The organism is Rhodococcus sp. MT28, from assembly GCF_058792695.1.
Window position 1 is genome coordinate 946824 of record NZ_JBXAFD010000001.1, and the last position, 22698, is coordinate 969521.

General features: G+C 61.8%; 24 protein-coding genes. 10 read left to right on the forward strand and 14 right to left on the reverse strand.

Annotated elements, in window-relative coordinates; all coding sequences use genetic code 11:
• Positions 1–100: 100 nt before the first annotated feature.
• Positions 101–967 carry a helix-turn-helix transcriptional regulator gene (locus AC1Q6C_RS04535; RefSeq protein ID WP_030535167.1) on the reverse strand — a complete coding sequence of 289 codons (867 nt, stop codon included), beginning with the start codon at positions 965–967 and terminating at the stop codon, positions 101–103.
• A 131-nt stretch (positions 968–1098) separates the two neighbouring features.
• On the opposite strand from AC1Q6C_RS04535, the gene AC1Q6C_RS04540 reads away from it, so the two are divergent.
• The 6 genes from AC1Q6C_RS04540 to AC1Q6C_RS04565 all read left to right on the forward strand — a co-directional run bounded on the left by AC1Q6C_RS04540 (position 1099) and on the right by AC1Q6C_RS04565 (position 7152).
• Positions 1099–2703 (forward strand): acyl--CoA ligase family protein, encoded by a 1605-nt coding sequence (locus AC1Q6C_RS04540; RefSeq protein ID WP_030535166.1) that lies wholly within the window; start codon positions 1099–1101, stop codon positions 2701–2703.
• 28 nt (positions 2704–2731) lie between these two features.
• Complete coding sequence (locus tag AC1Q6C_RS04545) at positions 2732–3424, forward strand: TetR family transcriptional regulator (protein WP_003939674.1); 693 nt, start codon at positions 2732–2734, stop codon at positions 3422–3424.
• A gap of 159 nt (positions 3425–3583) precedes the next feature.
• A complete protein-coding gene (locus AC1Q6C_RS04550) occupies positions 3584–4741 on the forward strand; it encodes an acyl-CoA dehydrogenase (RefSeq protein ID WP_003939784.1) in 1158 nt (385 codons plus the stop codon).
• Positions 4742–4828: 87 nt separating this feature from the next.
• Entirely contained in the window at positions 4829–5677 is an 849-nt protein-coding gene (locus tag AC1Q6C_RS04555; RefSeq protein ID WP_003940434.1) for a 3-hydroxybutyryl-CoA dehydrogenase, read from the forward strand.
• A gap of 164 nt (positions 5678–5841) precedes the next feature.
• Positions 5842–6735 (forward strand): oxygenase MpaB family protein, encoded by an 894-nt coding sequence (locus AC1Q6C_RS04560; RefSeq protein ID WP_007731355.1) that lies wholly within the window; start codon positions 5842–5844, stop codon positions 6733–6735.
• A gap of 24 nt (positions 6736–6759) precedes the next feature.
• Positions 6760–7152: an RNA-binding S4 domain-containing protein gene (locus AC1Q6C_RS04565; protein ID WP_003940158.1), complete on the forward strand. Its 393-nt coding sequence runs from the start codon at positions 6760–6762 to the stop codon at positions 7150–7152.
• Between the two features lie 3 nt (positions 7153–7155).
• Here AC1Q6C_RS04565 and AC1Q6C_RS04570 read toward each other — a convergent pair whose 3' ends face one another.
• Positions 7156–7785 carry a GyrI-like domain-containing protein gene (locus tag AC1Q6C_RS04570; RefSeq protein ID WP_007731353.1) on the reverse strand — a complete coding sequence of 210 codons (630 nt, stop codon included), beginning with the start codon at positions 7783–7785 and terminating at the stop codon, positions 7156–7158.
• A gap of 123 nt (positions 7786–7908) precedes the next feature.
• Here AC1Q6C_RS04570 and AC1Q6C_RS04575 point away from each other — a divergent pair, with 123 nt between their 5' ends.
• The gene (locus AC1Q6C_RS04575; protein ID WP_230359060.1) at positions 7909–9093 is read left to right on the forward strand and encodes a metallophosphoesterase; all 1185 of its coding nucleotides are present in this window, start codon (positions 7909–7911) and stop codon (positions 9091–9093) included.
• A gap of 6 nt (positions 9094–9099) precedes the next feature.
• Here the strand turns inward: AC1Q6C_RS04575 and AC1Q6C_RS04580 are convergent, their stop codons facing one another.
• The 9 genes from AC1Q6C_RS04580 to AC1Q6C_RS04620 form a co-directional block, all read right to left on the reverse strand.
• Positions 9100–9786, reverse strand: coding sequence for a TetR/AcrR family transcriptional regulator (locus AC1Q6C_RS04580; protein ID WP_058226231.1), 687 nt, complete (start codon positions 9784–9786; stop codon positions 9100–9102).
• A 47-nt stretch (positions 9787–9833) separates the two neighbouring features.
• The gene (locus tag AC1Q6C_RS04585) at positions 9834–10661 is read right to left on the reverse strand and encodes a potassium channel family protein (protein WP_047271164.1); all 828 of its coding nucleotides are present in this window, start codon (positions 10659–10661) and stop codon (positions 9834–9836) included.
• A gap of 46 nt (positions 10662–10707) precedes the next feature.
• On the reverse strand, positions 10708–11625 hold the full coding sequence (locus AC1Q6C_RS04590; protein WP_007731349.1) for a diacylglycerol kinase: 918 nt from the start codon (positions 11623–11625) through the stop codon (positions 10708–10710).
• Positions 11622–13202, reverse strand: a complete 1581-nt coding sequence (locus tag AC1Q6C_RS04595; RefSeq protein WP_042452763.1) for an FAD-binding oxidoreductase — start codon at positions 13200–13202, stop codon at positions 11622–11624. The genes AC1Q6C_RS04590 and AC1Q6C_RS04595 overlap by 4 nt, the downstream gene beginning before the upstream one ends.
• Positions 13203–13294: 92 nt before the next feature.
• Complete coding sequence (locus AC1Q6C_RS04600; RefSeq protein ID WP_030535159.1) at positions 13295–13834, reverse strand: DinB family protein; 540 nt, start codon at positions 13832–13834, stop codon at positions 13295–13297.
• 154 nt (positions 13835–13988) lie between these two features.
• On the reverse strand, positions 13989–15917 hold the full coding sequence (gene htpG / locus AC1Q6C_RS04605; protein WP_054781209.1) for a molecular chaperone HtpG: 1929 nt from the start codon (positions 15915–15917) through the stop codon (positions 13989–13991).
• A gap of 130 nt (positions 15918–16047) precedes the next feature.
• Positions 16048–17187, reverse strand: a complete 1140-nt coding sequence (locus AC1Q6C_RS04610; protein WP_230359061.1) for an acyl-CoA dehydrogenase family protein — start codon at positions 17185–17187, stop codon at positions 16048–16050.
• Positions 17188–17196: 9 nt separating this feature from the next.
• Positions 17197–18369 carry an acyl-CoA dehydrogenase family protein gene (locus tag AC1Q6C_RS04615; RefSeq protein WP_492666401.1) on the reverse strand — a complete coding sequence of 391 codons (1173 nt, stop codon included), beginning with the start codon at positions 18367–18369 and terminating at the stop codon, positions 17197–17199.
• Between the two features lie 28 nt (positions 18370–18397).
• Positions 18398–18859: a MaoC family dehydratase gene (locus AC1Q6C_RS04620; RefSeq protein WP_042453553.1), complete on the reverse strand. Its 462-nt coding sequence runs from the start codon at positions 18857–18859 to the stop codon at positions 18398–18400.
• Positions 18860–18952: 93 nt separating this feature from the next.
• Between AC1Q6C_RS04620 and AC1Q6C_RS04625 the strand changes: the two genes are divergently transcribed.
• Positions 18953–19591 carry a TetR/AcrR family transcriptional regulator gene (locus tag AC1Q6C_RS04625; RefSeq protein ID WP_230359063.1) on the forward strand — a complete coding sequence of 213 codons (639 nt, stop codon included), beginning with the start codon at positions 18953–18955 and terminating at the stop codon, positions 19589–19591.
• A 21-nt stretch (positions 19592–19612) separates the two neighbouring features.
• Here AC1Q6C_RS04625 and AC1Q6C_RS04630 read toward each other — a convergent pair whose 3' ends face one another.
• Entirely contained in the window at positions 19613–20059 is a 447-nt protein-coding gene (locus tag AC1Q6C_RS04630; RefSeq protein WP_230359064.1) for a MarR family winged helix-turn-helix transcriptional regulator, read from the reverse strand.
• A 12-nt stretch (positions 20060–20071) separates the two neighbouring features.
• The gene (locus tag AC1Q6C_RS04635; protein ID WP_151098210.1) at positions 20072–20476 is read right to left on the reverse strand and encodes an EVE domain-containing protein; all 405 of its coding nucleotides are present in this window, start codon (positions 20474–20476) and stop codon (positions 20072–20074) included.
• A 145-nt stretch (positions 20477–20621) separates the two neighbouring features.
• Between AC1Q6C_RS04635 and AC1Q6C_RS04640 the strand changes: the two genes are divergently transcribed.
• Both AC1Q6C_RS04640 and AC1Q6C_RS04645 read left to right on the forward strand, forming a co-directional pair.
• Complete coding sequence (locus AC1Q6C_RS04640) at positions 20622–21299, forward strand: TetR/AcrR family transcriptional regulator (protein ID WP_151098211.1); 678 nt, start codon at positions 20622–20624, stop codon at positions 21297–21299.
• Positions 21296–22216, forward strand: a complete 921-nt coding sequence (locus AC1Q6C_RS04645; RefSeq protein WP_050656413.1) for a TIGR01777 family oxidoreductase — start codon at positions 21296–21298, stop codon at positions 22214–22216. Before AC1Q6C_RS04640 ends, AC1Q6C_RS04645 begins: the two co-directional genes overlap by 4 nt.
• On the opposite strand, the gene AC1Q6C_RS04650 is transcribed toward AC1Q6C_RS04645, so the two are convergent.
• On the reverse strand, positions 22213–22689 hold the full coding sequence (locus AC1Q6C_RS04650) for a MerR family transcriptional regulator (RefSeq protein ID WP_054827068.1): 477 nt from the start codon (positions 22687–22689) through the stop codon (positions 22213–22215). The two genes, AC1Q6C_RS04645 and AC1Q6C_RS04650, sit on opposite strands and share 4 nt — an antisense overlap.
• Between the last annotated feature and the right edge of the window lie 9 nt (positions 22690–22698).

Here is a 22698-nt window from a genome sequence, read left to right on the forward strand (position 1 = left end):
TCGTGTCGAACTCTGCCGATAGTGAGGTCCGTCATATCAACCGGAGTGGCGACGCAGTTCCGAAATTCCGCTTGGCGGGACCGATCAGAGAATCAAGCCCTCACAGAATCAAACCTTGCCGCCGCGCTTCCACGACCGCTTCGTGACGACTGCGGACGTCGAGTTTTCCCATCAGATTCCTCATGTACGTCTTGATCGTTTCGACGCTCAGGGACAACCTCTCGGCGATCTCGGCATTGCGCAGTCCGAGAGCGACGTACCCCATCACCTCCCGCTCGCGTGGCGACAGGACAACGGTGTTCGCGACTGGAGTGTTCGCGGAAGGTTTCGGCGACGCCAACGCCCGCAACTTTGCCTCGACCGCGAGGACCTGCGCGCTGAGAGCCATGTCCTCGAGGTTCGCCGCGATCTCACCGAGCGCCAGGACGCTCTCGGTCAGCCCTTCGGATATCTGGGCATCGCGGTTCGAACCATGTTCCACCGCAGCGGTATCGAGCATCGCCACCCGACGATCCACTTCGTCGCGAATCTCGAATTCTCGGGCCAACGCGTACGACGATCGCATCATCGTCTCGGCGATCACGTCGCCGATCGGCAGGTTGGCACGCAGTCCTCCGTAGATCGCTCCGCGAGTAACCCCGCGTACGACGATCGGGACTGCCATCAAGGATTCGATCGCTTCGGTGCCCACTTCGTAGTCGTAGTCGTGAGTGATGTGCGACGAGTTCGCGTAGTCCTGGACCGCGCCCGGTCGTTGTTCTGCGATCGCCCGACCGCCGAGTCCGCATTCGGCGTCGATCCGCAGGTTTCGCAGGATGTTGCTGCGCGTGCCGACGTGACCGGTGATGGTCAGCGACCGGTCGCTGACGCAGCCGCCGAACAGAACCGGCAACTCGGTTTTGGGGTGCAGCCGACGCAGTTCGGCGCGCAACGCGTCGTCGTCGCTCGGTCTCAGTACCCTGCTCACTCTCACCTCCACGTACCCAATTCAGAGGGTAGCGGCACCTTTGGCTGGGCAATAGCGTGCATCCAGGCCATTTGTAGTGCCGATCACACTTATCGTGACACCAACCGTGCCACGTCGCCTTCGGAGGAACCGTGTCTGTCCCGACAGCTGTCGCAGCCAACAACACCCCGCTCAGTCCGCTGCGCTTTCTCGAGCGCAGCGCCGCGGTGTTCCCCGAGCGCACCGCCGTCGTTCACGGCGACCGGACCTACTCGTACCGAGAGTTCGGTGACGAGGTCGCGGCTCTGGCCCGCGTCCTGCGTGAACGCATTCAGCCCGGTGACCGCGTTGCATACCTGGCGCCGAACGTACCCGAGATGCTGTTCGCGCATTTTGCCGTCCCCCTCGCCGGCGGGGTCCTGATCGCCCTGAACTCACGCCTCGCCGGTCCCGAACTCGAATACATTCTCGATCACTCGGGGACCACGATCCTGTTCGTGGACTCCGAATTCGTCGGTTCGGTCACCTCGTCCAAGGCAAACGTGGGGAGCCTGCGTGAGATCGTCGAGATCCCGGACTCCACCGTCCCCTATCCGGACGTTCCCACCGGAATCGTCACCGGGCAGTACGCCGATCTGATTGCCGAAGGCGAAGCTCTCTCCGATCAGCCACTGCACTGGGGCGTCGACGACGAGCAGCAGTGCATCGCCATCAACTACACCTCGGGTACCACCGGAAAACCCAAGGGCGTCATGTACTCCCACCGCGGGGCGTACCTGAACTCGCTCGGCGAGACATTCCACAACGGCTTCGACGGAGCGACGAAGTATCTGTGGACACTGCCGATGTTCCACTGCAACGGGTGGTGCACGCCGTGGGCCGTCACTCAGGCCGCGGGCACACACATCTGCCTGCGCGCGGTCCGCGCCGATGCGATCTGGGACGCCATCGACAATCTGGGCGTGACACATCTGTGCGGCGCTCCTACCGTCTGCTCCACCATCGCCGACGCAGACCAGGCCCACAAGGTCGACGCCTTGCGCATCACCACCGCCGGCGCTCCCCCGTCACCGACGATCATCGGAAAACTCGAAGACATCGGTGTCACCGTCGTTCACGTCTACGGCCTCACCGAGGTATACGGCCCCTACACGATCTGCGAATACCAGGAAGCCTGGGACGACAAGCCGCAGTCCGAGCGCGCCGCACTTCTCTCTCGTCAGGGAGTCGGCATGGTGCAGGCCGAAAATGCTCGCGTTGTCGATGCCGAGATGAACGACGTCCCCGCCGACGGCCAGACCATGGGTGAGATCGTGCTCCGCGGCAACAACGTGATGCTCGGGTACTACCGCGACGAGGCCGCGACAGCCGAAGCATTTGCCGGTGGTTGGTTCCATTCCGGCGACCTCGGCGTCATGCATCCCGACGGATACATCCAGCTCAAGGACCGCGCGAAGGACATCATCATCTCCGGCGGCGAGAACATCTCCACCGTCGAGGTGGAGCAGGCGATCATGAGTCACCCCGCGGTGATCGACGTGGCAGTCGTCGGCGTTCCGGACGAGAAGTGGGGCGAGCGCCCGAAGGCATTCGTGGTGCTGGGCAAGGGATTACAGGCATCCGCCGAAGACATCGTCGAGCACACCCGCACTTTGCTGGCCGGGTACAAGGTTCCCCGCGACATCGTCTTCCCGCTCGACCTTCCTCGCACCCCCACCGGCAAGGTTCTCAAGTTCCAGCTACGCGCCGACAACTGACGCCGACGAAACCTGGATACTTGCATCCATGACCGAGCGCTCCGATGTACCCGGAACTGACCCCGCACAGTTTCGGGTACACGTCGCGTCTCAAGCGATCCGGTTGTTCTCGGAGAACGGGTACGAAGCCACCACCGTCGAGCAGATCGCCGCTGCCGCCGGTGTGTCGCGTCGGACGTTCTTCCGGCAGTTCCGCTCCAAGGAAGACGTGATCTTCGCCGATCACGAGTCCCTCCTCGAACACGTCGCAGAGTTCCTCGCGTCCGATTCCGCCGACCCCTGGGCGTCCGTGTGCGAGGCCGCGGGACTGGTCTTCGATTTCTTCCGCAGGAACCGAGACCTGTCGATGCGGCGATACCGCGTCGTACAGCATGTTCCGGCTCTTCGCGACCGCGAACTCGTCACCGGATTCCGCTACGAGCGCCTCTTCGTCGACTACCTGCGCAGCGCTGTGCCCCGCGAGCCTGTCCTCGAGGTTGTCGGTTTTGCCGCAGCTGTCACCGCGTGCCACAACTACCTCTTGCGAAGCATGATCAAAGGCGACGAGGACGCCACAGCTGATGCACTAAGTCAGGCATTGCTCGACGTTCGGCGGACATACGGCGTGGCACCCGGGTCCAAGACCAGCACGCCAGAATCGAAGTCCGTGCTGGTAGTAGCCTTTCCCCCGGGCACGTCCGCTGATGAGATCAGCAGAAAAATCCACGAACAACTCGGCTGACACTGCTCGTGCACCGAAACTTCACACACCCATCCCTTGACCTGGCACTCAGTGCCGTGTTTGACTGGGGTCATGGGCACCGGTCTGTCCGCGAATCTCGCTGGTAACGCCGGAGCCGCACCGACCGCCTTCAAGCCACCTTCACCAAGGAGCGTTCCCATGGCAGGAAACCCGGATTTCAATCTCTTCGCACTGAACGAAGAGCACGACGAACTGCGGGCTGCTATCCGCGGACTCTCCGAGAAGGAAATCGCGCCGTACGCCAAGGACGTCGACGAGAACGCACGTTTCCCCGAGGAAGCGCTCACCGCTCTCAACGCGTCCGGCTTCAACGCCATCCACGTTCCCGAGGCTTACGACGGCCAGGGCGCCGATTCCGTCGCCACCTGCATCGTCATCGAGGAAGTCGCCCGCGTCTGTGGCTCCTCCTCGCTGATCCCCGCTGTGAACAAGCTCGGCACCATGGGCCTGATCCTCAAGGGTTCCGAAGAGCTCAAGTCCAAGGTGCTCCCGGACCTCGTCAACGGCGGAATGGCGTCGTACGCACTGTCCGAGCGTGAAGCCGGATCCGACGCCGCTTCGATGCGTACCCGCGCAAAGGCTGACGGCGACGACTGGATCCTCAACGGCTCCAAGTGCTGGATCACCAACGGCGGCAAGTCCACCTGGTACACCGTCATGGCTGTCACCGATCCCGACAAGGGCGCAAACGGCATCTCCTCTTTCATGGTCCACAAGGACGACGAGGGCTTTGTCGTCGGACCGAAGGAAAAGAAGCTCGGCATCAAGGGCTCCCCCACCGCTGAGCTGTACTTCGAGAACTGCCGCATCCCCGGCGACCGCATCATCGGCGAACCGGGCACCGGCTTCAAGACGGCACTCGAGACCCTCGACCACACGCGTCCCACCATCGGTGCTCAGGCTGTCGGCCTGGCCCAGGGCGCACTCGACGCGGCGCTGGCATACACCAAGGATCGCAAGCAGTTCGGCAAGTCCATCAGCGACTTCCAGGCTGTTCAGTTCATGCTCGCGGACATGGCGATGAAGGTCGAAGCCGCACGTCTGATGGTTTACACCTCCGCAGCACGCGCCGAGCGCGGCGAGAAGAACCTCGGCTTCATCTCCGCTGCGGCGAAGTGCTTCGCTTCGGACGTTGCCATGGAGGTCACCACCGACGCCGTGCAGCTGTTCGGTGGCGCCGGCTACACCACCGACTTCCCGGTCGAGCGCATGATGCGCGACGCCAAGATCACGCAGATCTACGAAGGCACCAACCAGATTCAGCGCGTCGTGATGTCGCGTGCGCTGTTGAAGTAAGGCACTTCGCGCCCCTGTGCGCCTTTCTGGTAGTTCTGACTACCGGAACGGCGCACAGGGGCTTGCCCCCAATTTTTGAGGAGAATCGTGGAACTTGTAGGCGTAATCGGCGGCGGCACCATGGGTGCCGGCATTGCCGAAGTTTGTGCAAAAGCCGGTAGCTCGGTACTGGTGCTCGAAACCAAAGAAGAATTTGCCGCCGCTGCTCGCGAACGGATCGCCAAGTCGATCAACCGCGGCGTCGCCAAGGGCAAGATCACGCAGGAAGAAGCCGACGCCGCGATCGCACGCGTCCGCGTCACCTTGGACATGGAAGAGTTCGCCGATCGCGATCTGGTGATCGAAGCTGCTCCCGAGATCGAAGCTCTCAAGTACGAGATCTTCGGCAAGCTCGACAAGATCGTCAAGCCTGCAGGCATTCTGGCGACCAACACCTCGTCGATCCCCGTCATCAAGATCGCCAAGGCCACCTCGCGCCCCGGCCAGGTTGTCGGCGTTCACTTCTTCAACCCCGTGCCGGTCATGCCGCTCGTGGAGATCGTGGTCAGCCTGACGACGTCCGAAGAGACCGTTCTCGCCGTCACCGACTACGCCAAGAACACCTTGCGCAAGAAGACGGTTCGCGCGGGCGACCGTTCGGGCTTCATCGTCAACGCTCTGCTCATCCCGTACCTGTGCCAGGCTGTCCGGATGCTCGAATCCGGCTACGCCACAGCAGAAGACATCGACGAGGCCATGAAGGGCGGCTGCGGCTACCCGATGGGCCCGCTGACGCTGCTCGACACCGTCGGTCTCGACATCGCTCTCGCAGCAGCGGAGTCGCTGTACGCGGAATTCGCCGAACCGCACTACGCTCCGCCGGCGCTGCTTCGCCGCATGGTCGACGCCGGTCGCCTCGGCAAGAAGACCGGTCGCGGCTTCTACGAATACGCCTGAGTCCGACCGCTTCACTCTTCCGGCCCCTCACCTGTTGCAGGTGAGGGGCCGGAGTTGTTTTCGGGCAGATCTAGCCGAATCCATTGACAAATTCGCGCGGCGCAGCAAAAGTCATCATGTGACAACGACCGTTGTCACATGAGCGCAGGCGGAGGGTCAACCAGATGAGCAGCGATCCGGACACCGATACTCGTCGACCTAAGCCCCAGGCGCGACCAGAGCCCCGGGAACTACGAGCCGATCCGATCGGCCCCGGTTCCCTGACGTGGACACACTTCGGCGACGTTCGCGGTCTGCTGTATCTCGGACGCGCAGGCACGCTGCAGAACATGCATCCCGCGGTAAGTGGAGCGCTGCAGGATCATTCGAATTTTTTCGACAACCCGCTCGACCGCCTGTTCCGCTCACTGCCGCCCATCTACGGCGTCGTGTACGACCGGACCGAAGAGGGCACAGGCACGCTCGTTCGCAACTTCCACACCGATCTCAAAGGAATCGACGAAACCGGCGGGCGTTACCACGCCCTCGCTCCTGACACTTTCTGGTGGACACACGTCACGTTCTTCGAGGTGATACTCGATTTCAACGAGCGATTCGCGTACAAGAAGTTCACGGCGGAGCAGAAGGACCAGCTTGTCCGTGAGGCCGTAACCTGGTGGCGCTGTTACGGACTCACCGACCGACCGGCTTTCGACGACTACGCCAGCTTCCGCACGTACTGGGAAGACATGCTCGACAACCACCTGATCAACACCCACACCACAAAATGGTCGACGCGCATCGCCGAGCACGACATCGCACCGGCTCCGAAGGTTCCGACGTGGCTGTGGCGTCTGACCTCACGCCCCACGATGGCCGTGGCGAACTGGATCGGCAAGGCACTGATGCCGGAGAAGGCGCGCGAAACTCTCGGATGGGAATGGACGCCGCGCGACGAACGAATGTACTTCTGGTTCGCCCGCTTCCTGACATTGACAGATCGATTCTGGCATCTGCTGCCGCTACAACTGCGGTACGCGCCGCGCGCCTACTCGGGCATCCGCGCGCAGGGTCTGTGAGCACTCGTCGGTAGGCTGGAGTGCGTGCCAGCTCATCTCCCTTCCGACGCGATCAGTGTTCGTGTGGACAGCTGGACGTGGGCGGTTCGGCTGTTCAAGACACGCTCGCAGGCGGCGACCGCCTGCCGATCGGGACACGTTCGGGTCAACGGAACGTCGGCAAAGGCAGCTCAGCAGGTGAAAGCCGGCGACGAGGTGCGGGTGCGTGTATCCGGCATCGAACGCATTGTCGTCGTGGTCAAGCCGATCACGAAGCGAGTCAGCGCCGTGCTGGCCGCCGATTGCCTGCAGGACAATTCGCCGCCCCCACCACCGCCCGAACTGATCGCGTCCATTCCGCGACGTGATCGCGGCGCCGGCAGACCGACCAAACGCGAGCGACGCGACCTCGAGAAGTTGCGCGGCCTCGAGCCGTAATCGCTACCTCGAAACAGGCTGACGCAGAACCGTCTTCAGTTTCTCGGGCGGCGTCCGGCGAGCGTCGCTGAGGTAGATCTCGTGATGATCGCCGTTGAAGCTCAGGCCGTTCGACGGGATGAACGTGTTGTGCAGCCGGTCCAGGGTGGGAGCTTCGTCGTCGTACGAGCCGACGTGAAGAATCTGGACGGACAGACCTTCCTCCAACTCGAGAAACCTGACCTTGTCGAGAGCGGCAATCTCCTTCTTGGCCCGCACTGCCTTGGCCCGGACTGCGTCAATCGACGCAGACAGTTCCGTCTCCGTGATCCACTCCGGTTGCGAGATCATCATCGTCCAATCCCACGACGACTTGTCCCGCGTCACGAACACCTCGGGGTCATCTGCCCGCCACAACCCTTCCAGCGGGCCCACGACGAAGTCGCGATCCAGTTCCTTCTTGCTCGCGAATTTGGTCGCGTAGGACACCGAATACAGCGCTTCGAGCGCCTCGGAGTACTCGGTGGCAGTGTTGGGATCACCGTGACCGTCGACGGCGAAGTAGCCGAAGCGCGGGACGGTCACGAGGGCAAAATCGCGGCGCCCGGGGGAATAGAGATCCTTGTATGCCTTCTTGACGTCGTACTTCTCCATGCGCCACCCACCTGATCACTGGCCGAGTTTCAACGTTCGGAAACCTATCCGAGAACACCGACATTCCGATAGCGGACCACCGTCCCCTTGTTAATAGACCAGTGGACCTTTACTCTGGACGGGGTGACTACACCCCAGGCGACCGACGTCGCTCGAGTTCCGCGCCGCAGACCGTTGCGGATCGTTGCCATATCCGCGATTGTCGCGTCGATCTTGGCTCTGTTGTTCGTGTACCCGTGGTGGAGCTTGTTCGTCCGGCCGGACTGGCCGACAGCGGTGGCAGTTTTCGGCACCGTTCTATTTGCCGCCCTCCTGATCACCCTGCCTGCCACCATGATGCTCAGCCACGGACACACTGACCGCGATCCAGTTCGCCTGGTCGGCGACGCCCTCCTCGGAATCATCTGGGTCGTGTTCGTGTGGACCCTGCTCGGTGAAGTCCTGAGGCGCGGATTGCTCGTCGGCGGCGTGGATGACCCGCTTCGATCGAGAATCGTCGCCGTTGCGGCACTGATCACCTCGGCCGTTCTGCTGATCTGGGGCTATCGGGAAGCCATGAGACTGCCACGGATCAAGCACGTCGACGTCACCATCCCTCGCCTCGGAGCGGGAATGGACAAGCTTCGGGTAGTCGCAATTACCGACACCCATTTCGGCCCGATCAATCGCGAGAAGTGGTCCGAGCGCGTGATCGCGGCAGTCAACGAACTCGACGCCGACATCGTGGCCCACGTCGGCGACATTGCCGACGGAACAGTGGAGCAGCGCCTCGGCCAAGCCACCCCACTCGCGTCGGTGGAAGCCAGACTCGCTCGTGTCTACGTCACCGGGAATCACGAGTACTTCCACGAGGCTCAGGAGTGGCTCGACTACATGACCTCGATCGGCTGGGATGCCCTGCACAACCGGCACCTCGTCGTCACCAAGGGCGGCGACAACCTGGTCATCGCCGGAGTCGACGACGCCACCGCTCTGGGATCGAAGCTCGACGGTCACGGCGCGAACTTCGATATGGCCCTTGCCGGCACCGACCCCGATTTGCCGATCCTGATGCTCGCCCATCAACCGAAGCAGGTAACTCAGTCCGCTTCCGCGGGAGTGGATCTGCAGCTCGCCGGTCATACCCACGGCGGACAGATCTGGCCGTTCAACCTTCTGGTCAAACTCGATCAACCGTCGGTGCACGGGCTCACTCGTCACGGCGACCGCACGCAGTTGTACACAAGCCGCGGAACCGGGTTCTGGGGTCCACCATTCCGCGTGTTCGCACCGAGCGAGATCACCGTCCTGACGCTGCACAGCGCCTGAACGGGCTCAGCTCGTTCGGGTTGCCGCTCGCGCCGACAGCCCGACGAGCTGATTGATCAGACCTTCACGTAGGCCGGTTGCGAACATGTCGGCAGCAGGGGGCGCCTGCATCTCGTTCAGTACGACGACCATGGATTCGGCAGGCTCGGCAGTCGGCCACAAGCCTGCAACAATCACCAGGGTTACCTTGGCGAATTGAGCCGCGTCGCCCTCCGAGAGGTGAGGCAATTGCGAATGAATCAGCGACGCAAACCTTCCCGAGTTGACCGTTGCCCGCTTCTTGAAGTCACGGGCGAAGTCGACGGAGATGTTTCTTTCGAGGACACCTGCCATGACGCTCATCAACTCACACAGTAAACGCTGTGCGACAAGCGATTCCGCAACCGTCGATGCCACATGGATTTCAGTGGCGAACGGTGACTCGTCACCGGCCGGAGTCAACGACTCGGACAACCCGTCCAACCACGCAACCCAGTTCTCGTCGAGCACTTCGAGAAAGATGGCTTCGCGACTGTCGAAGTAGCGAAGCACGTTCGACTTCGCCAGTCCGACGCTCTCACTGAGCTCACGCAGGCTGATGTCGGCGACGGGCCTGGACCCGAGCATCGCGCGGGCCGCATCGAGAATCGCGCACCGACGCGCTTCGATCTGCTCCGGCCTGCGCGCGCGCTGGAATCCATGGGTCGCCACCATCACGCAAGATTATCAGACCATCGTTCTATTGTTTGCTGTACTGCGGGTCAATTGTCCGAAGGTGCATGCTGCGCCACGACTCCCCTCGACGCCAGTTCGCGACGCAGCGAATCGGTATCGACGGACGCGAGATCGACTCGGTGCGTGCGGGTGGCCAAGGCTCGGACTTCCTCGGACAGGTCCGCCACCTGCTTACGCGTCGCGGCCTGGGATGCCTCGTCCTGTTCCGCCACGCGCTCGACCAACCAGGAAGCGAGTGTGGCAGTCACGATGCCCAGCAACGCAATTCCGCCGATCATCAATGCTCCGGCGATCATGCGCCCGGTCGTGGTAACGGGCGCCATGTCTCCGTAACCGACGGTCGTGACCGTCTCCATCGCCCACCACAATGCCGTTCCGTACGACGTGATGGCAGCGCCCTGCGCGTGACGCTCGGCATCGAGCATGGCCAGCGCCGCGACACCGATCAGCAAGGCCGTGGCACCAGTGGCGTAAATAACCACCCGTCCACGCAAGCTTTGCCCGCTCGAGCGGTGAACTATCGCAAGCAGTGTGACCAACCGAAGTAGGCGCAGCGGACGCAGCATGGGCAACACCACCATCGCCAAGTCCAAGAGATGCCTGACGAACCAGCGACCGCGGGCAGGTGCCAACCACAGGCGAACTGCGTAGTCGACGGCAAAAACGACCCACGCAGCCCACATCGTCCATTCGGTCAGACGATGTGGAAGGCCCGTCGGTTGCGCCAGCACTTGGTACGCGTACGCCACCAAGAACAGGCAGGCCGCAGCGGTCAACGGGATGTCGATGGCTAGCTGCCATTTCTCCAACGTCCACGCAGCGCGGCGGTGCGCCGACTTCGTCGATTCGTTCATCCGAGAAGTCTGACACCACCGCTACCTAGTGCCCGGCAGAACCGACTCAGATCCGAGTGTGCGTCAAGATGTTGAGCGCCGTGGGAACTGCCTCGATCGTGATGGGCAACGGCCCCACCCGATCGCCGTCCGCGTAGGCGATGATGCCCTCGGAGACCAACCGCACCTTCTTCGACCGATACGTCTGCACCGCATCCAAGGAGACGTGAGTTCCCTTGTACACCCGCGGAAACAGGCGCACCAGACGCAACCTCGAACCGTGCCCGACGACGGTCAGATCCAGCAACCCATCAGACTTCGACGCGCCCGGAGTGATGAGCATGCCGCCACCGTACGAGCGGCCGTTGCCGACAGCCACGAGCGTCGCGTCCACCGTGATGACCTCGTCGTCGAGTTCGATCCGGTACGGCAGCGGCTTCATCTTCGCCAACTCGGCGAGCATCGCCAAGTTGTAGCGCATCGGTCCCTTGGGCCACGACATCCGATTGGCCCGTTCACTGACCAGCGAATCGAATCCGCTCGCGATGATCGTTCCCGACCAGACGACGGAACCGTCGGCCAGCGTGATCTTCGCCAGGTCGGACTGCTGCACGACGCCGTCGGCGATCACATCGGCGGCTGCCTCGGGATCGCCTGTGGGAATGCCGAACTCACGGGCGTGATCGTTACCGGTGCCCGCCGGGATGAGCCCGATAGGAGTATCGGTCAACGCGGCAGCCTGCAATCCGATGCTGATGGCACCGTCACCGCCGACCACCACCAGCGCGTCGGTACCCTCCTCGATCGCACGACGGGCCAATTTCTTGGCGTCGTCGGCGTCGGTTCCGATGATCTCGGTGACGGCAACTCCCCGAGCGCGCAGTCGCGCAACACCTTTGCGTCCTGCCGCAGGCGCGTGACCATGTCCCGCCATCGGATTGATCAGGACGGTAACCTTCTCGATCTGACTGCGGGTTTCGGTCACGGAATCAGCTTTCCAGGATTGAGGATGCCGGCAGGGTCCACTGCATTCTTCACTGCGCGAAGGATGTTCGCGCCCAGTTCACCGATCTCGTCCTTCATCCATGGGCGGTGATCGGCGCCGACAGCGTGGTGATGGGTGATCGTGCCACCGGCGGCGATGATCGCATCGCCAGCGGCAGTTTTCGCCTTGTGCCACTGAGCGATCGGATCCTCGGTCTGCGCGCTGACCACGGTGAAGTACAGCGAAGCACCGGTCTTGTAGGTGTGCGAAATGTGGCACATCACGAGCGGCTGAGTCCCCTGCTCGACGAGAGCCTTGGTCAGCGCCTCGGTGACCGAGGAGCGCAGGTTCGCGAGGTTACCCCAGGTGGTTGCCGTCTCGAGGGTTTCACACAGCGCACCGACATCGAGGAGAGCGTCACGCAGATACGGTGCATCGAATCGCCCGTGTTCCCAGCTGTTTCCGGGCTCCTCGCCGAGCGATGTGCCGCCGTGAGCGGTGAGAATTGCTCGGGCCTCCGCCATCCGTTCAGCGGTGTGCGAAGCGGTGCCCTCGTAGGTAGTGATGCCGAGGCAACCACCGGTGAAGGCGTTCTCGCCGATCTTGTCGGTGGTCGCCAAATTCACGCCACTCTCGGCCTCGTCGGACAACCGCAGCACGGTCGGAGCCGATCCTTCCTGGACAAGCTCACGCAATGCAGCTGCGCCGGTGGCGAAGTCGGGGAAGCTCCACCCTTCGCGCACGGTGGTCTCGGGCAGACGGTGAACCCGCACACGCACGTGCGTGATGACGCCGAAGGTGCCCTCGGAGCCGACAAAAAGCTCACCCAGATCGGGGCCTGCAGCGGATGCCGGCGCACGCCCGGTCTCGATCACTCCACTCGGGGTGACAACGGTGAGGCCCTGAACCATGTCCTCGAAGCGCCCGTATCCAGCCGACGCCTGCCCCGAAGACCGGGTGGCGGCAAACCCGCCCAGAGTGGCGAACAGGAAGCTCTGCGGGAAGTGCCCGACCGAGAAACCGTGCTCACGCAGAAGCTCCTCGGCCCGTGGGCCGGTAGTTCCGCCGCCGAACGTCGCAATGCCCGATTCCTCGTCCAACCCGACAAGCTGATCGAACCTGCGCAGATCGAGAGAAAGAACTGCGTCGAACCCGTCACGAATGGGATCGAGCCCGCCGACGACGCTGGTGCCACCACCGAACGGGACCACTGCGATCCGGTTGGCAGAGCAGTATCGGAGAACCTGCTCGACCTCTGCGTCTGTCCCTGGAGTGACGACTGCGTCCGGTGCGTCCTGCGGCTCGACGCTACGACGGCGAAGCAGATCCGGGGTGCTCTTGCCACCGGCCCGAAGGATTCGATCGGAATCCTTGGTACTGACGTACTCGGCCCCGACCAGCCCGGACAGCGCTTCGACATGCGACTGGGCCATAGCGGACGGAGCCACCTGGACGTCTTCGATGGCGAGACGCGATCGAGTCGGTGCGGAGACACCGAGAAATCCGGTCAACAATGATGTGACTGCGTCCGACAGTTCACGCTTCTTGGCCGGATCGCCCCAGGCGTCCCACTGCATCGGCGGTTGCAAGGCAGACTTTTCGGTGCTCATAGACACTAGTGTTACATATTTGTGTGATGTGTAAACATCCCGGTGGATCAATCCATCCATCAACCCATCGTCTTGGAACCGTCGATGGCTTCGCGAAGCATGTCCGCGTGGCCCGCATGCTGGGCCGTCTCGGCGATGATGTGCAGCAATGCGCGCCGCGCTGACCAGCGAGCTCCCGCTTCGAACCACGGCGCCGACGGCAGTGGATGCGAGATGTCGAGGCTGTCCAGCGAGGCCACCAACTCGTCGGTCCTGGCCGCGATCCCCTCGTACTCGGAAACGATGCCTGCCAAGGTTTCACCCTCGACCATGGCGAATTCGTTCGCCCGTTCCTGTTGCATCTCTTCCGACCACTGGGTCGGGTCGAAGTCCCCACCAAGTCCGGCCGGCCCTTCCAGAATGAAGTCGACCCATCCCTTTTCCGCCTGACCCACATGCTTGATCAATCCGCCGAGGCACAGTTCACTCACGGTCGGCCTCGAAGCGGCCTGCTCGTCGGTGAGGTCCTTGACGGTGAAGAGAAGGAATTCACGATGCCGACGCAGGCTCTGGAGGAGATCCGCGCGCTCGCCGGTGACGGTGGTGATCGGTGCGTTCATGATGTTTTCCTTCGCTCGTGGGTTCGTGCCCTGTGAGAACTACGTTAGAAGTTATTGCGGACAGAAACGGTCCTCATTAGAAAACGATCAAGAAAAAACTCCCGGCACCCACCGATGAAGGTGAGTGCCGGGAGTTCGAGCGAGCTAGACGAGATCAGACTGTGCGAGCCAAACGATCGGCCAGCAGGCGCGTGAAGTGCGCCGGATCGCTCAGCTCGCCGCCCTCGGCAAGCAACGCCATGCCGTAGAGCAACTGAGCCGTCTCCGTCAGGTTCTCTGCATTGTCATTGGCGGCCTGCGCCTCCCGCAGACCCGAGACAAGCGGATGCTCCGGGTTGAGCTCGAGAATGCGCTTGCTGTGTGGAACAGGCTGACCCGAAGCCTTGTACATCTTCTCGAGCGTCGGAGACATGCTGAACGCGTCGCCGACGATGCAGGCAGCCGACGTGGTCAGGCGCGTCGAGAGACGCGTTTCCTTGATGTCGTCGGACAGGGTTTCGGTCAGCCACGTCAGCAGCGCGCCGAATTCCTTTTCCTTCTCTTCGCGCTCGGCTTCGGCCGCCTTCTTCTCGTCCTCGGTGTCCAAGTCGACCTCGCCCTTGGCGATCGACTGGAAGGTCTTGCCGTCGAAGTCCGAGACTGCGTCGACCCACATCTCGTCCACGGGGTCGGTGAGTACGAGAACCTCGAGGCCCTTGGCCTTGAAAGCCTCCATGTGCGGGGAGCTTTCGATGAGGTGACGAGATTCGCCGGTCATGAAGTAGATCTGTTCCTGACCGTCCTTCATGCGCTCCACGTACTCGGCGAGAGTGGTCACGCCCTCTTCACTGTTGGTCGAGGCGAAGGACGAGATGTCGAGCAGCGTCTTGCGGTTGTCGGCATCGGCCATCAGGCCTTCCTTGAGCGCGCGTCCGAACTCGGTCCAGAAAGTCGAGTACTTCTCCGGCTCGTTCGCCTTCATGTCCTTGATGGTCGAGAGGACCTTCTTGGTCAGACGACGACGGATGGCAGCGATCTGCCGGTCCTGCTGCAGAATTTCACGAGAGACGTTGAGCGAGAGGTCTTGTGCGTCGACCACGCCCTTGACGAAGCGCAGGTAATCGGGCACCAACTCTTCGCAGTCGTCCATGATGAAGACGCGCTTGACGTAGAGGTGGATGCCGGCCTTGCGCTCACGCATGAACAGATCGAACGGCGCCGTCGACGGAATGAACAGCAGCGCTTGGTATTCGAAAGTACCTTCGGCCTTCATCGGGATGACCTCGAGAGGCTCGTCCCAGGCGTGGCTGACGTGCTTGTAGAACTCCTTGTACTCGTCCTCGGACACCTCGTCCTTGGAGCGAGTCCACAGCGCCTTCATCGAGTTGATCGTCTCGGTCTCGATGGTGACCTCGGGCTCCTCGCCCTCGGCCGGCGTCGACGTACGAGCGACATCCATGCGGATCGGCCACGCGATGAAGTCGGAGTACTTCTTGACCAGTTCCTTGATCTTCCATTCCGACGTGTAGTCGTGCAGGCCGTTCTCGGAATCCTCGGGCATCAGGTGCAGGGTCACGGAGCTACCCTGCGGTGCCTCGTTCACATGCTCGAGCGTGTACGTGCCTTCGCCGGTCGATTCCCAGCGCGTCGCGTGATCTTCACCGGCGCGGCGGGTCAGCAGCGTGACCTTGTCCGCGACCATGAACGTGGAGTAGAAGCCGATGCCGAACTGACCGATCAGTTCTTCGGATGCCGCTGCATCCTTGGCTTCCTTGAGCTTGCGACGGACCTCGGCGGTGCCGGACTTGGCGAGCGTGCCGATCAGGTCGACGACCTCGTCACGCGACATGCCGATGCCGTTGTCGCGGATGGTCAGGGTGCGTGCCGCCTTGTCGATGTCGATCTCGATATGCAGATCGGAGACGTCGACGTTGAGGTCTTTGTCCTGGTAAGACTCGAGGCGGAGCTTGTCCAGCGCGTCCGAAGCGTTGGAGATCAACTCACGAAGGAAGCTGTCCTTGTTCGTATAGATTGAATGAACCATCAGATCCAGCAGCTGACGTGTTTCTGCTTGGAACTCGAGCTGCTCGGTATGCGCGGTCACTTCGATCCCTTTCTCTTCTCGGACTGATCACAGGAATTTTACTTGACCGCGAATACCGCGGGTCGGCCCCCGCACAGACAAGGGAGGCCACGCGACCTGCGCGTGACCTCCCGTTATCTTCACCACCGATCTACTCGGTGACGTTCACCATCGAATAGTTCGAGACGCCGGCGGCCAGCACCCTGAGGTGATCGTCAGATGCGCCCAAAGTGTGTTCGATGGCCACCAGCCGCGAGACGTAGTGCCCGACCGGATACTCGGCTGTCATACCGATACCACCGTGCATCTGAATTGCTTCCTGACCGATCTGATGCGCGGCGCGACCGACAGACAGCTTCGCTCGCGACGCGATGGTCGGATCGATCACTCCGTCGGCGATGGCCATGGTGGCGTACAGACTCATGCTGCTCGCCAGTTCGAGCGCCACGTACATGTCGGCCGCACGATGAGTCAGCGTCTGGAACTTCGCGAGCGGAACACCGAACTGCTTGCGCTGCTTCAGGTATTCCGTCGTCAGTCGCAGAGCTTCGGTCATGATCCCGATCGACTCGGCGCACAGAGCTGCCTGCGCCCGAACCTCTGCTTCGACGATCGCCTCCGTGACATCGCCGCCCTCACCAAGCTGTTCGGCCGCGGCATCGGTGAACGTGAACTGCGCACCGCGACGGCCGTCGTGAGTTGCGTATTTGCTCCATGAGACACCCGCGCTTTCCGCATCTACCAGAAAGAGCCCGGTGCCCCCGTCTGGAAGTGCGGCGCTGACGATCACGACGTGCGCGCTGTCGCCCTGCAGGACCGGGTTCTTGACGCCGGTGATAGTCCACCCCGATCCCGATCCCGACTGCGACGCCGTGGTCGTGACGGTGGCGACCGGCCAGCGCGTGCCGGGTTCCGTATGCGCGAAGGCCGACAGAGTGGTCCCGTCGCTGAGCGCCGGCAGGAGCCGCGCCCGCTGATCTGCCGAACCGACAGCCGCGATCAAACCGCCGGGGATCAGAACACCACCCAAGTACGGCTCGGGTGCAAGCGCACGGCCCAGTTCGGTCATCACGACCATGGTCTCGACCGGTCCAGCGCCCATTCCGCCGTCAGCCTCCGCGAACGGCAGGCCGAGCAGCCCGAGCTCCGCGAACTGCTTCCACACCGCGGCATTCCATCCCTCGTCAGTAGCCGAGGTGGCGTTGCGCTTCTCCGCGTCGTAGCTGCGGTTGAGCAATTCACGCGTCGTGTCGCGAAGCATCGTCTGCTCGTCGTCGAGTTCGAAATTCATGTCAGATGCTCACAATCCGAGGATCGAGGAGGCAATGATGGAGCGCTGCACCTCACTTGATCCGCTGTAGATGGAAACCTTCCGGTAGTTCAGGTAGCGCGGCGCCGCCTGCTGCGCCCACTCCGGCGAGTCGATCTCGGCCGTGTTCACCGGCAACGAGTCCGGACCCGCAACATCCATCAGCAATTCCGTTGCCGCCTGCTGCAATTCGGAGCCACGGAGCTTGAGCAGCGACGATGCCGGATTCGGCTTTCCGTCTGCCGAACTCGCCACAACTCGCAGTTGAGTCAGATCCAGTGCAAGCAGTTCGTTTTCCAACTCAGCCAACCGAGCCGCGAACAACGGATCATCGAGGAGTGTGCCTTTTCCGACGCGGACCTCCCGCGCCTTCTCTTTTGCCGTGGCGACAAGGGTTTTGGAGAACCCGACCCGTGTGACCCCCGTGCGTTCGTTGCCGAGCAGGAACTTGGCGTAGTCCCAGCCTTTGTTCTCTTCGCCGACAAGATTCTCCGCAGGGACGCGGACGTTGTCGAAGAACACCTCGTTGACCTCGACGCTGCCGTCGATCAGTTTGATGGGGCGAACCGTGATGCCGGGAGTTGCCAGATCGATGAGCAAGAACGAAATTCCGGCCTGCCGCTTCTGGGCACTGGCATCTGTGCGAACCAGACAGAAGATCCACTCGGCGTGCTGAGCGAGAGTAGTCCACGTCTTCTGACCGTTGACGATGTAATCCGCGCCGTCACGGACAGCGGCCGTCTTGAGTGAAGCGAGATCCGAACCGGCTTCTGGTTCCGAAAAACCTTGGCACCACCAGATATCGGCGTTGGCCGTAGCGGGGAGAAATTTCTCCTTCTGCTCCTGCGAACCGAAGGCAGCGATAACGGGCCCAACCATGCTCACGTTGAACGGCAATGGGTTGGGTACCGACGCCAACTGCATTTCCTCGGAATAGATGTGGCGCTGAACCGGAGTCCAGTCCTTGCCACCCCATTCGACCGGCCAGTGTGGAACCGCCAACCCGTGTGCGTTCAGAATCTGTTGACCCGCAACGATGTCCTCACGAGTCAGCTTTCCGAATCCGGCTGCACGTGCTCGAAGTTCGGGCGAGAATTCGGTGGTGAAGAACTTTCGCATCTCCTCGCGGAACGCAACTTCCTCAGTGGTCAGTTCGAGATTCATGTGGAGTCTGCTTTCTTCTTGCAGGATTTCAGAACAAGATTCGTGCGACGGTCTGCGCAACGACGGCAGGTTTGCCCACGCCTTCGATCTCGACGGTGTTGGTGATCTGACTCTGTAGTGAACCGTTCGGCAATTCTTCGATTGCGGAGAGCACTGCGGTATTTCGAACCTTGGCCCCGACTGGCACCGGACTCGGGAATCGAACCTTGTCGGACCCGTAGTTGATGACCATTTTCGCGCCGTCGATGCGATACACGGACTTCGACAGAAGCGGCAGGAGTGAGAGCGTCAGATACCCGTGCGCAATTGGTCCACCGAAAGGTGATTCGCGCCTGGCTCTTTCGTCGTCGACATGAATCCACTGATGGTCACCGGTCGCGTCGGCAAATTGATGGACCATCTCGCGGGTGACCTCGACCCACTCGCTCGAACCCAGCGTTTCACCGACCGCCCCCAGGAGATCGGACTTGTTCTCGAACACCCGTGTCATCTGATCCTCCACGTTCCCGAACACTGTTAGGTTAATTGGATAATAAACTCACAGTGTAAGGTTGTCCAGTACTTTCACACGAAAGGGTGTGCGATGGCGCGACCGCGGATTCCACTACTGAGCAAGCCGATCATCAGGGACACCGCCCTGAAACTGGTCGACGAGAACGGTTTGACCGACTTCTCGATGCGCAAACTCGCCACCGTTCTCGGCGTGCAAGCACCATCGCTGTACAGCCATTACGCCAACAAGGACGAGCTACTCGACGACGTCGCGAACGTCATCATGGAGTCCGTCGACGTGAGCGGCTTCGACTCTGACGATTGGCGCGGTGCGCTTCGCACGTGGGCGCGGTCCTACCACGCTGCCCTGGGCAAGCATCCCAATATCGTTCCCTACTTGGCCTACGGTCCGAGCGTCAGGCCCATCGCCCTTGACCGCGCCAACGCCATCCACGGCGGGCTGGTGCGCGCCGGATGGCCGCAGCGCACGGCAACGCTGATCGGCGCTTCCGTCAAGTACGTGGTCATGGGCGCTGCGACAGCGACGTTCTCCGGCGGATTCGTGGACGATCCGGCGATCTACGCCGAGCGTTACCCGCACCTCACGCGAGCACATCTGTTGCGCGAGCGTGCTACGGAAATCGATGGTGCCAGTTTCGAACTCGCGCTGGAATCCCTGCTGGACGGGCTGGAAGCCAAATATGCACTGCTGCAGACCACTTCAGAGTAATCCCCTGAAAACTGTAGGTCGCTACTTTCGGTCAAGCACGCCGAGCATCGCAACAAAGGCCGCCTGACGATCCCCGAGAGCGGCAAAGAATTCCCGATCCGATGCTTCGACCGCACGATTTGCCTTGCCTGCCAGGGCCGCACCCGCCTGGGTCACCACCACCGAGCGTGCCCGAGCGTCCGTCGGATGTGGACGTCGTTCGACAAACCCCTTGGATTCGAGGGTCCGAATCACCTGTGACGTCATCATCGCGTCGGTGCGCGCGTACTCGGCAAGACCGCGTTGAGTTATCGGCGTCTCTGCATCCAGCCAGGTCAGTGCGGCGAGCAGAACGAACTGCACGTGGGTCAGGTCGAAAGGTCGCAGCGCCGCGCGAATCGAGGCTTGCCAAGCATTGGTGACACGCCACAACATCAGACCGGGACTCTCGTCCGCGTCCTCGAAGTCGGTTTCCAGTTTCTTCGCCACAGCGCCAGTGTGTCAGCTCGTCGTCGAACGCAGAACCTCGACGTCGTTGTCATCCAACGGAATCAAGCCTCGGCGGAGTTGATACCCCCAATTCGGTGCCGAGGTCAGCGCCAATCGACTCCGGACTGCGTCGAGAGGAACGGGGTTGAACTGTTCGTACCGAACTCGCCGCCGAAACGGCTTGAAACACCCCTCGCCCGCCTGCCAGATCTCACCCTCTTCGATCACACCGAGAGCTGTGAACTCGCGCAACGGATCTCGGTCGCCCATGGACTCGACCGGCGAATAATAGACCAGCACGTCACCTGCTTTCATCCGTACCAAACCAGCTCTCTTTCCGTGCCCGATCTGTGCGATACCGAGATCCACTGCGCGACGCACATGTTCGGCAGAGACAACCCCTAACCAGGCATTCATCGCCGGCCCCCTGGCGAACCGAAAGCACATTCATTCATGCATTTAGTATGCGCGCTTATTATCTTTCACGCAACAGATCCACTCTTGAACGTGTTCAACTCCAGGGCGTACGCTGCACTTGAACATGTTCAAAGAAGGAGTGTCGATGGGTAGTCGCGGGATCGAGACCAGGGAAAAGCTGGTGGAAACAGCATTGCGGCTCTTCCGCGACGAAGGCTTCGCAGCGACGACCATGCGCAAGATCGCAAATGAGGCAGAGGTCTCGCTCGGGAACGCCTACTACTACTTCGCCAGCAAAGACGAACTGGTTAACGAGCTGTATCTCGTCATCCAACGCGATCACCGCGCGCGGGCGCTTCCACTCCTTCGCGAAGGTGGGTCACTGACAGAAAATCTCAGGATTGTTCTGCACACCGGACTCGATGTCATGGGGCCCTATCACGGCTTCGGCAGCACGTTTCTGCACGTTGCCCTGCCCACCACATCACAGTCCAGCCCGTTCTCGGCCGAGTCGACCGATGCGAGATCGATGGCCGTCGAATTGATGCGTGAAGCACTGGCGGCGTCGAAGCAGAAGACGCCGGCGTCATTGGAGACCCAGCTCCCCACGCTCTTGTGGCTCAGCTATCTGGGCGTGACGCTGCACTGGGTCACCGACGCGTCTCCGGGGCAAACTCGTACCCGATCCCTCGTCGACGGCCTGGTACCGATCATCGCGAAAGCGCTCACCCTCGCCCGGCTGCCAGTGGCACGAGGTCTGGTCGGCGATGTCGCCGCCCTGATGACAAAAGTCGTTTCTGCAGAGGGGAACACAAAACCATGAAGACCGTTGTTGTCTGTGGTGCGTCGGGTTACGTAGGCCAACACCTTCTTCGAACGCTCGAATCCAACGGGGTCGACGTTCGGACGATCGGCCGGGGAGGAACGAGCGATGCCACGTGGTCCGACGAGCACGGCGTCGCCGATGTACTCAGCGGCACGGATCTGCTCGTCAACCTCGCCGGCCGCTCCGTGAGCTGCCGCTACAACAAGCGCAATGCCGACGACATCTTCTCCTCCCGAGTGGAAACGACTGCACTGTTGGGTCGTGCGCTGACCCGCACGCCGCAGCCACCCTCACTCTGGGCGAATGCCAGTACCGGCACGATCTACCGAGACGCACGAGATCGACCGATGGACGAGAAGAACGGAGAGCTGGGTAAGGGATTCTCCGTAGCGGTCGCGCGAGCGTGGGAACACGAATTGTTCTCAGCCCCAACGCCTGTTCGCAAAGTGGCACTTCGGATGTCGATCGTCCTCGGAGCCGGCGGTGGGGCGATCAATCCGTTCGTCAACCTCGCCCGAATGGGCTTCGGCGGACGAATGGGCGACGGCCGACAGATGTTCAGCTGGATTCACATCGCCGACGTCATTCGCGCGATCATCCACGTCTACGAGAATCCGGAGATCTCAGGCCCGGTCAATATCGCATCCCCGTATCCGGTAACCAACACCGACATGATGCGGATGGTACGAGCGAAACTTGGCCGACAATATGGGTTTCCGACGCCGGGCTGGATGCTCGAGTTCGGCGCACGAATCATCCGCACCGAGGCTGAACTGGTAACGAAGAGTCGCTGGGTTTCACCAGGGGTGCTCGCGGACAGCGGCTTCCAGTATCAATTTCCGACGTTGGAGTCTGCGCTGAACCAGATCGCTCAAGAGACCCCGCGAGGGTTGCTTCCGGTTTCACTCGGCTAAATATCCTGCTCTCCGGTCCGCCCGCCGTACGTCGCAATCTTGTACTCCGTCGCAGCCAAAGACAACGTGAGCTCCTTGATCTGCCGACGAACGGTGTCCCGGTGCTCGAGCAGCATGTCGAGCCTCTCCGGAATTGTCCCTTCACCGGCGTCGACCAGTTCGACGTAGTGCTGCAGGTCGCGAATCGCCATACCTGAAATACGCATGCGGGTCAGAAACACCAGCCTGCGAACAGATTCCGGACCGTACACACGATGTCCGCTCGAGTCACGATCGACCTCGACCAGACCGATCTTCTCGTAGTAGCGCAGCGTATGTGCCGAGACATCCAGCAGGTCCGAGACTTCGGCGATCGACATCGGCTCCTGAACGTCCCCTGCATCGACGAGTCGGTGAATCACCTCGATCGACATTGGCCCGTCCACTTCCCCAAGTGCCTCGAGTGCCTTACGCATCAAGTCTTCCGTAGCCATGACTCTCAG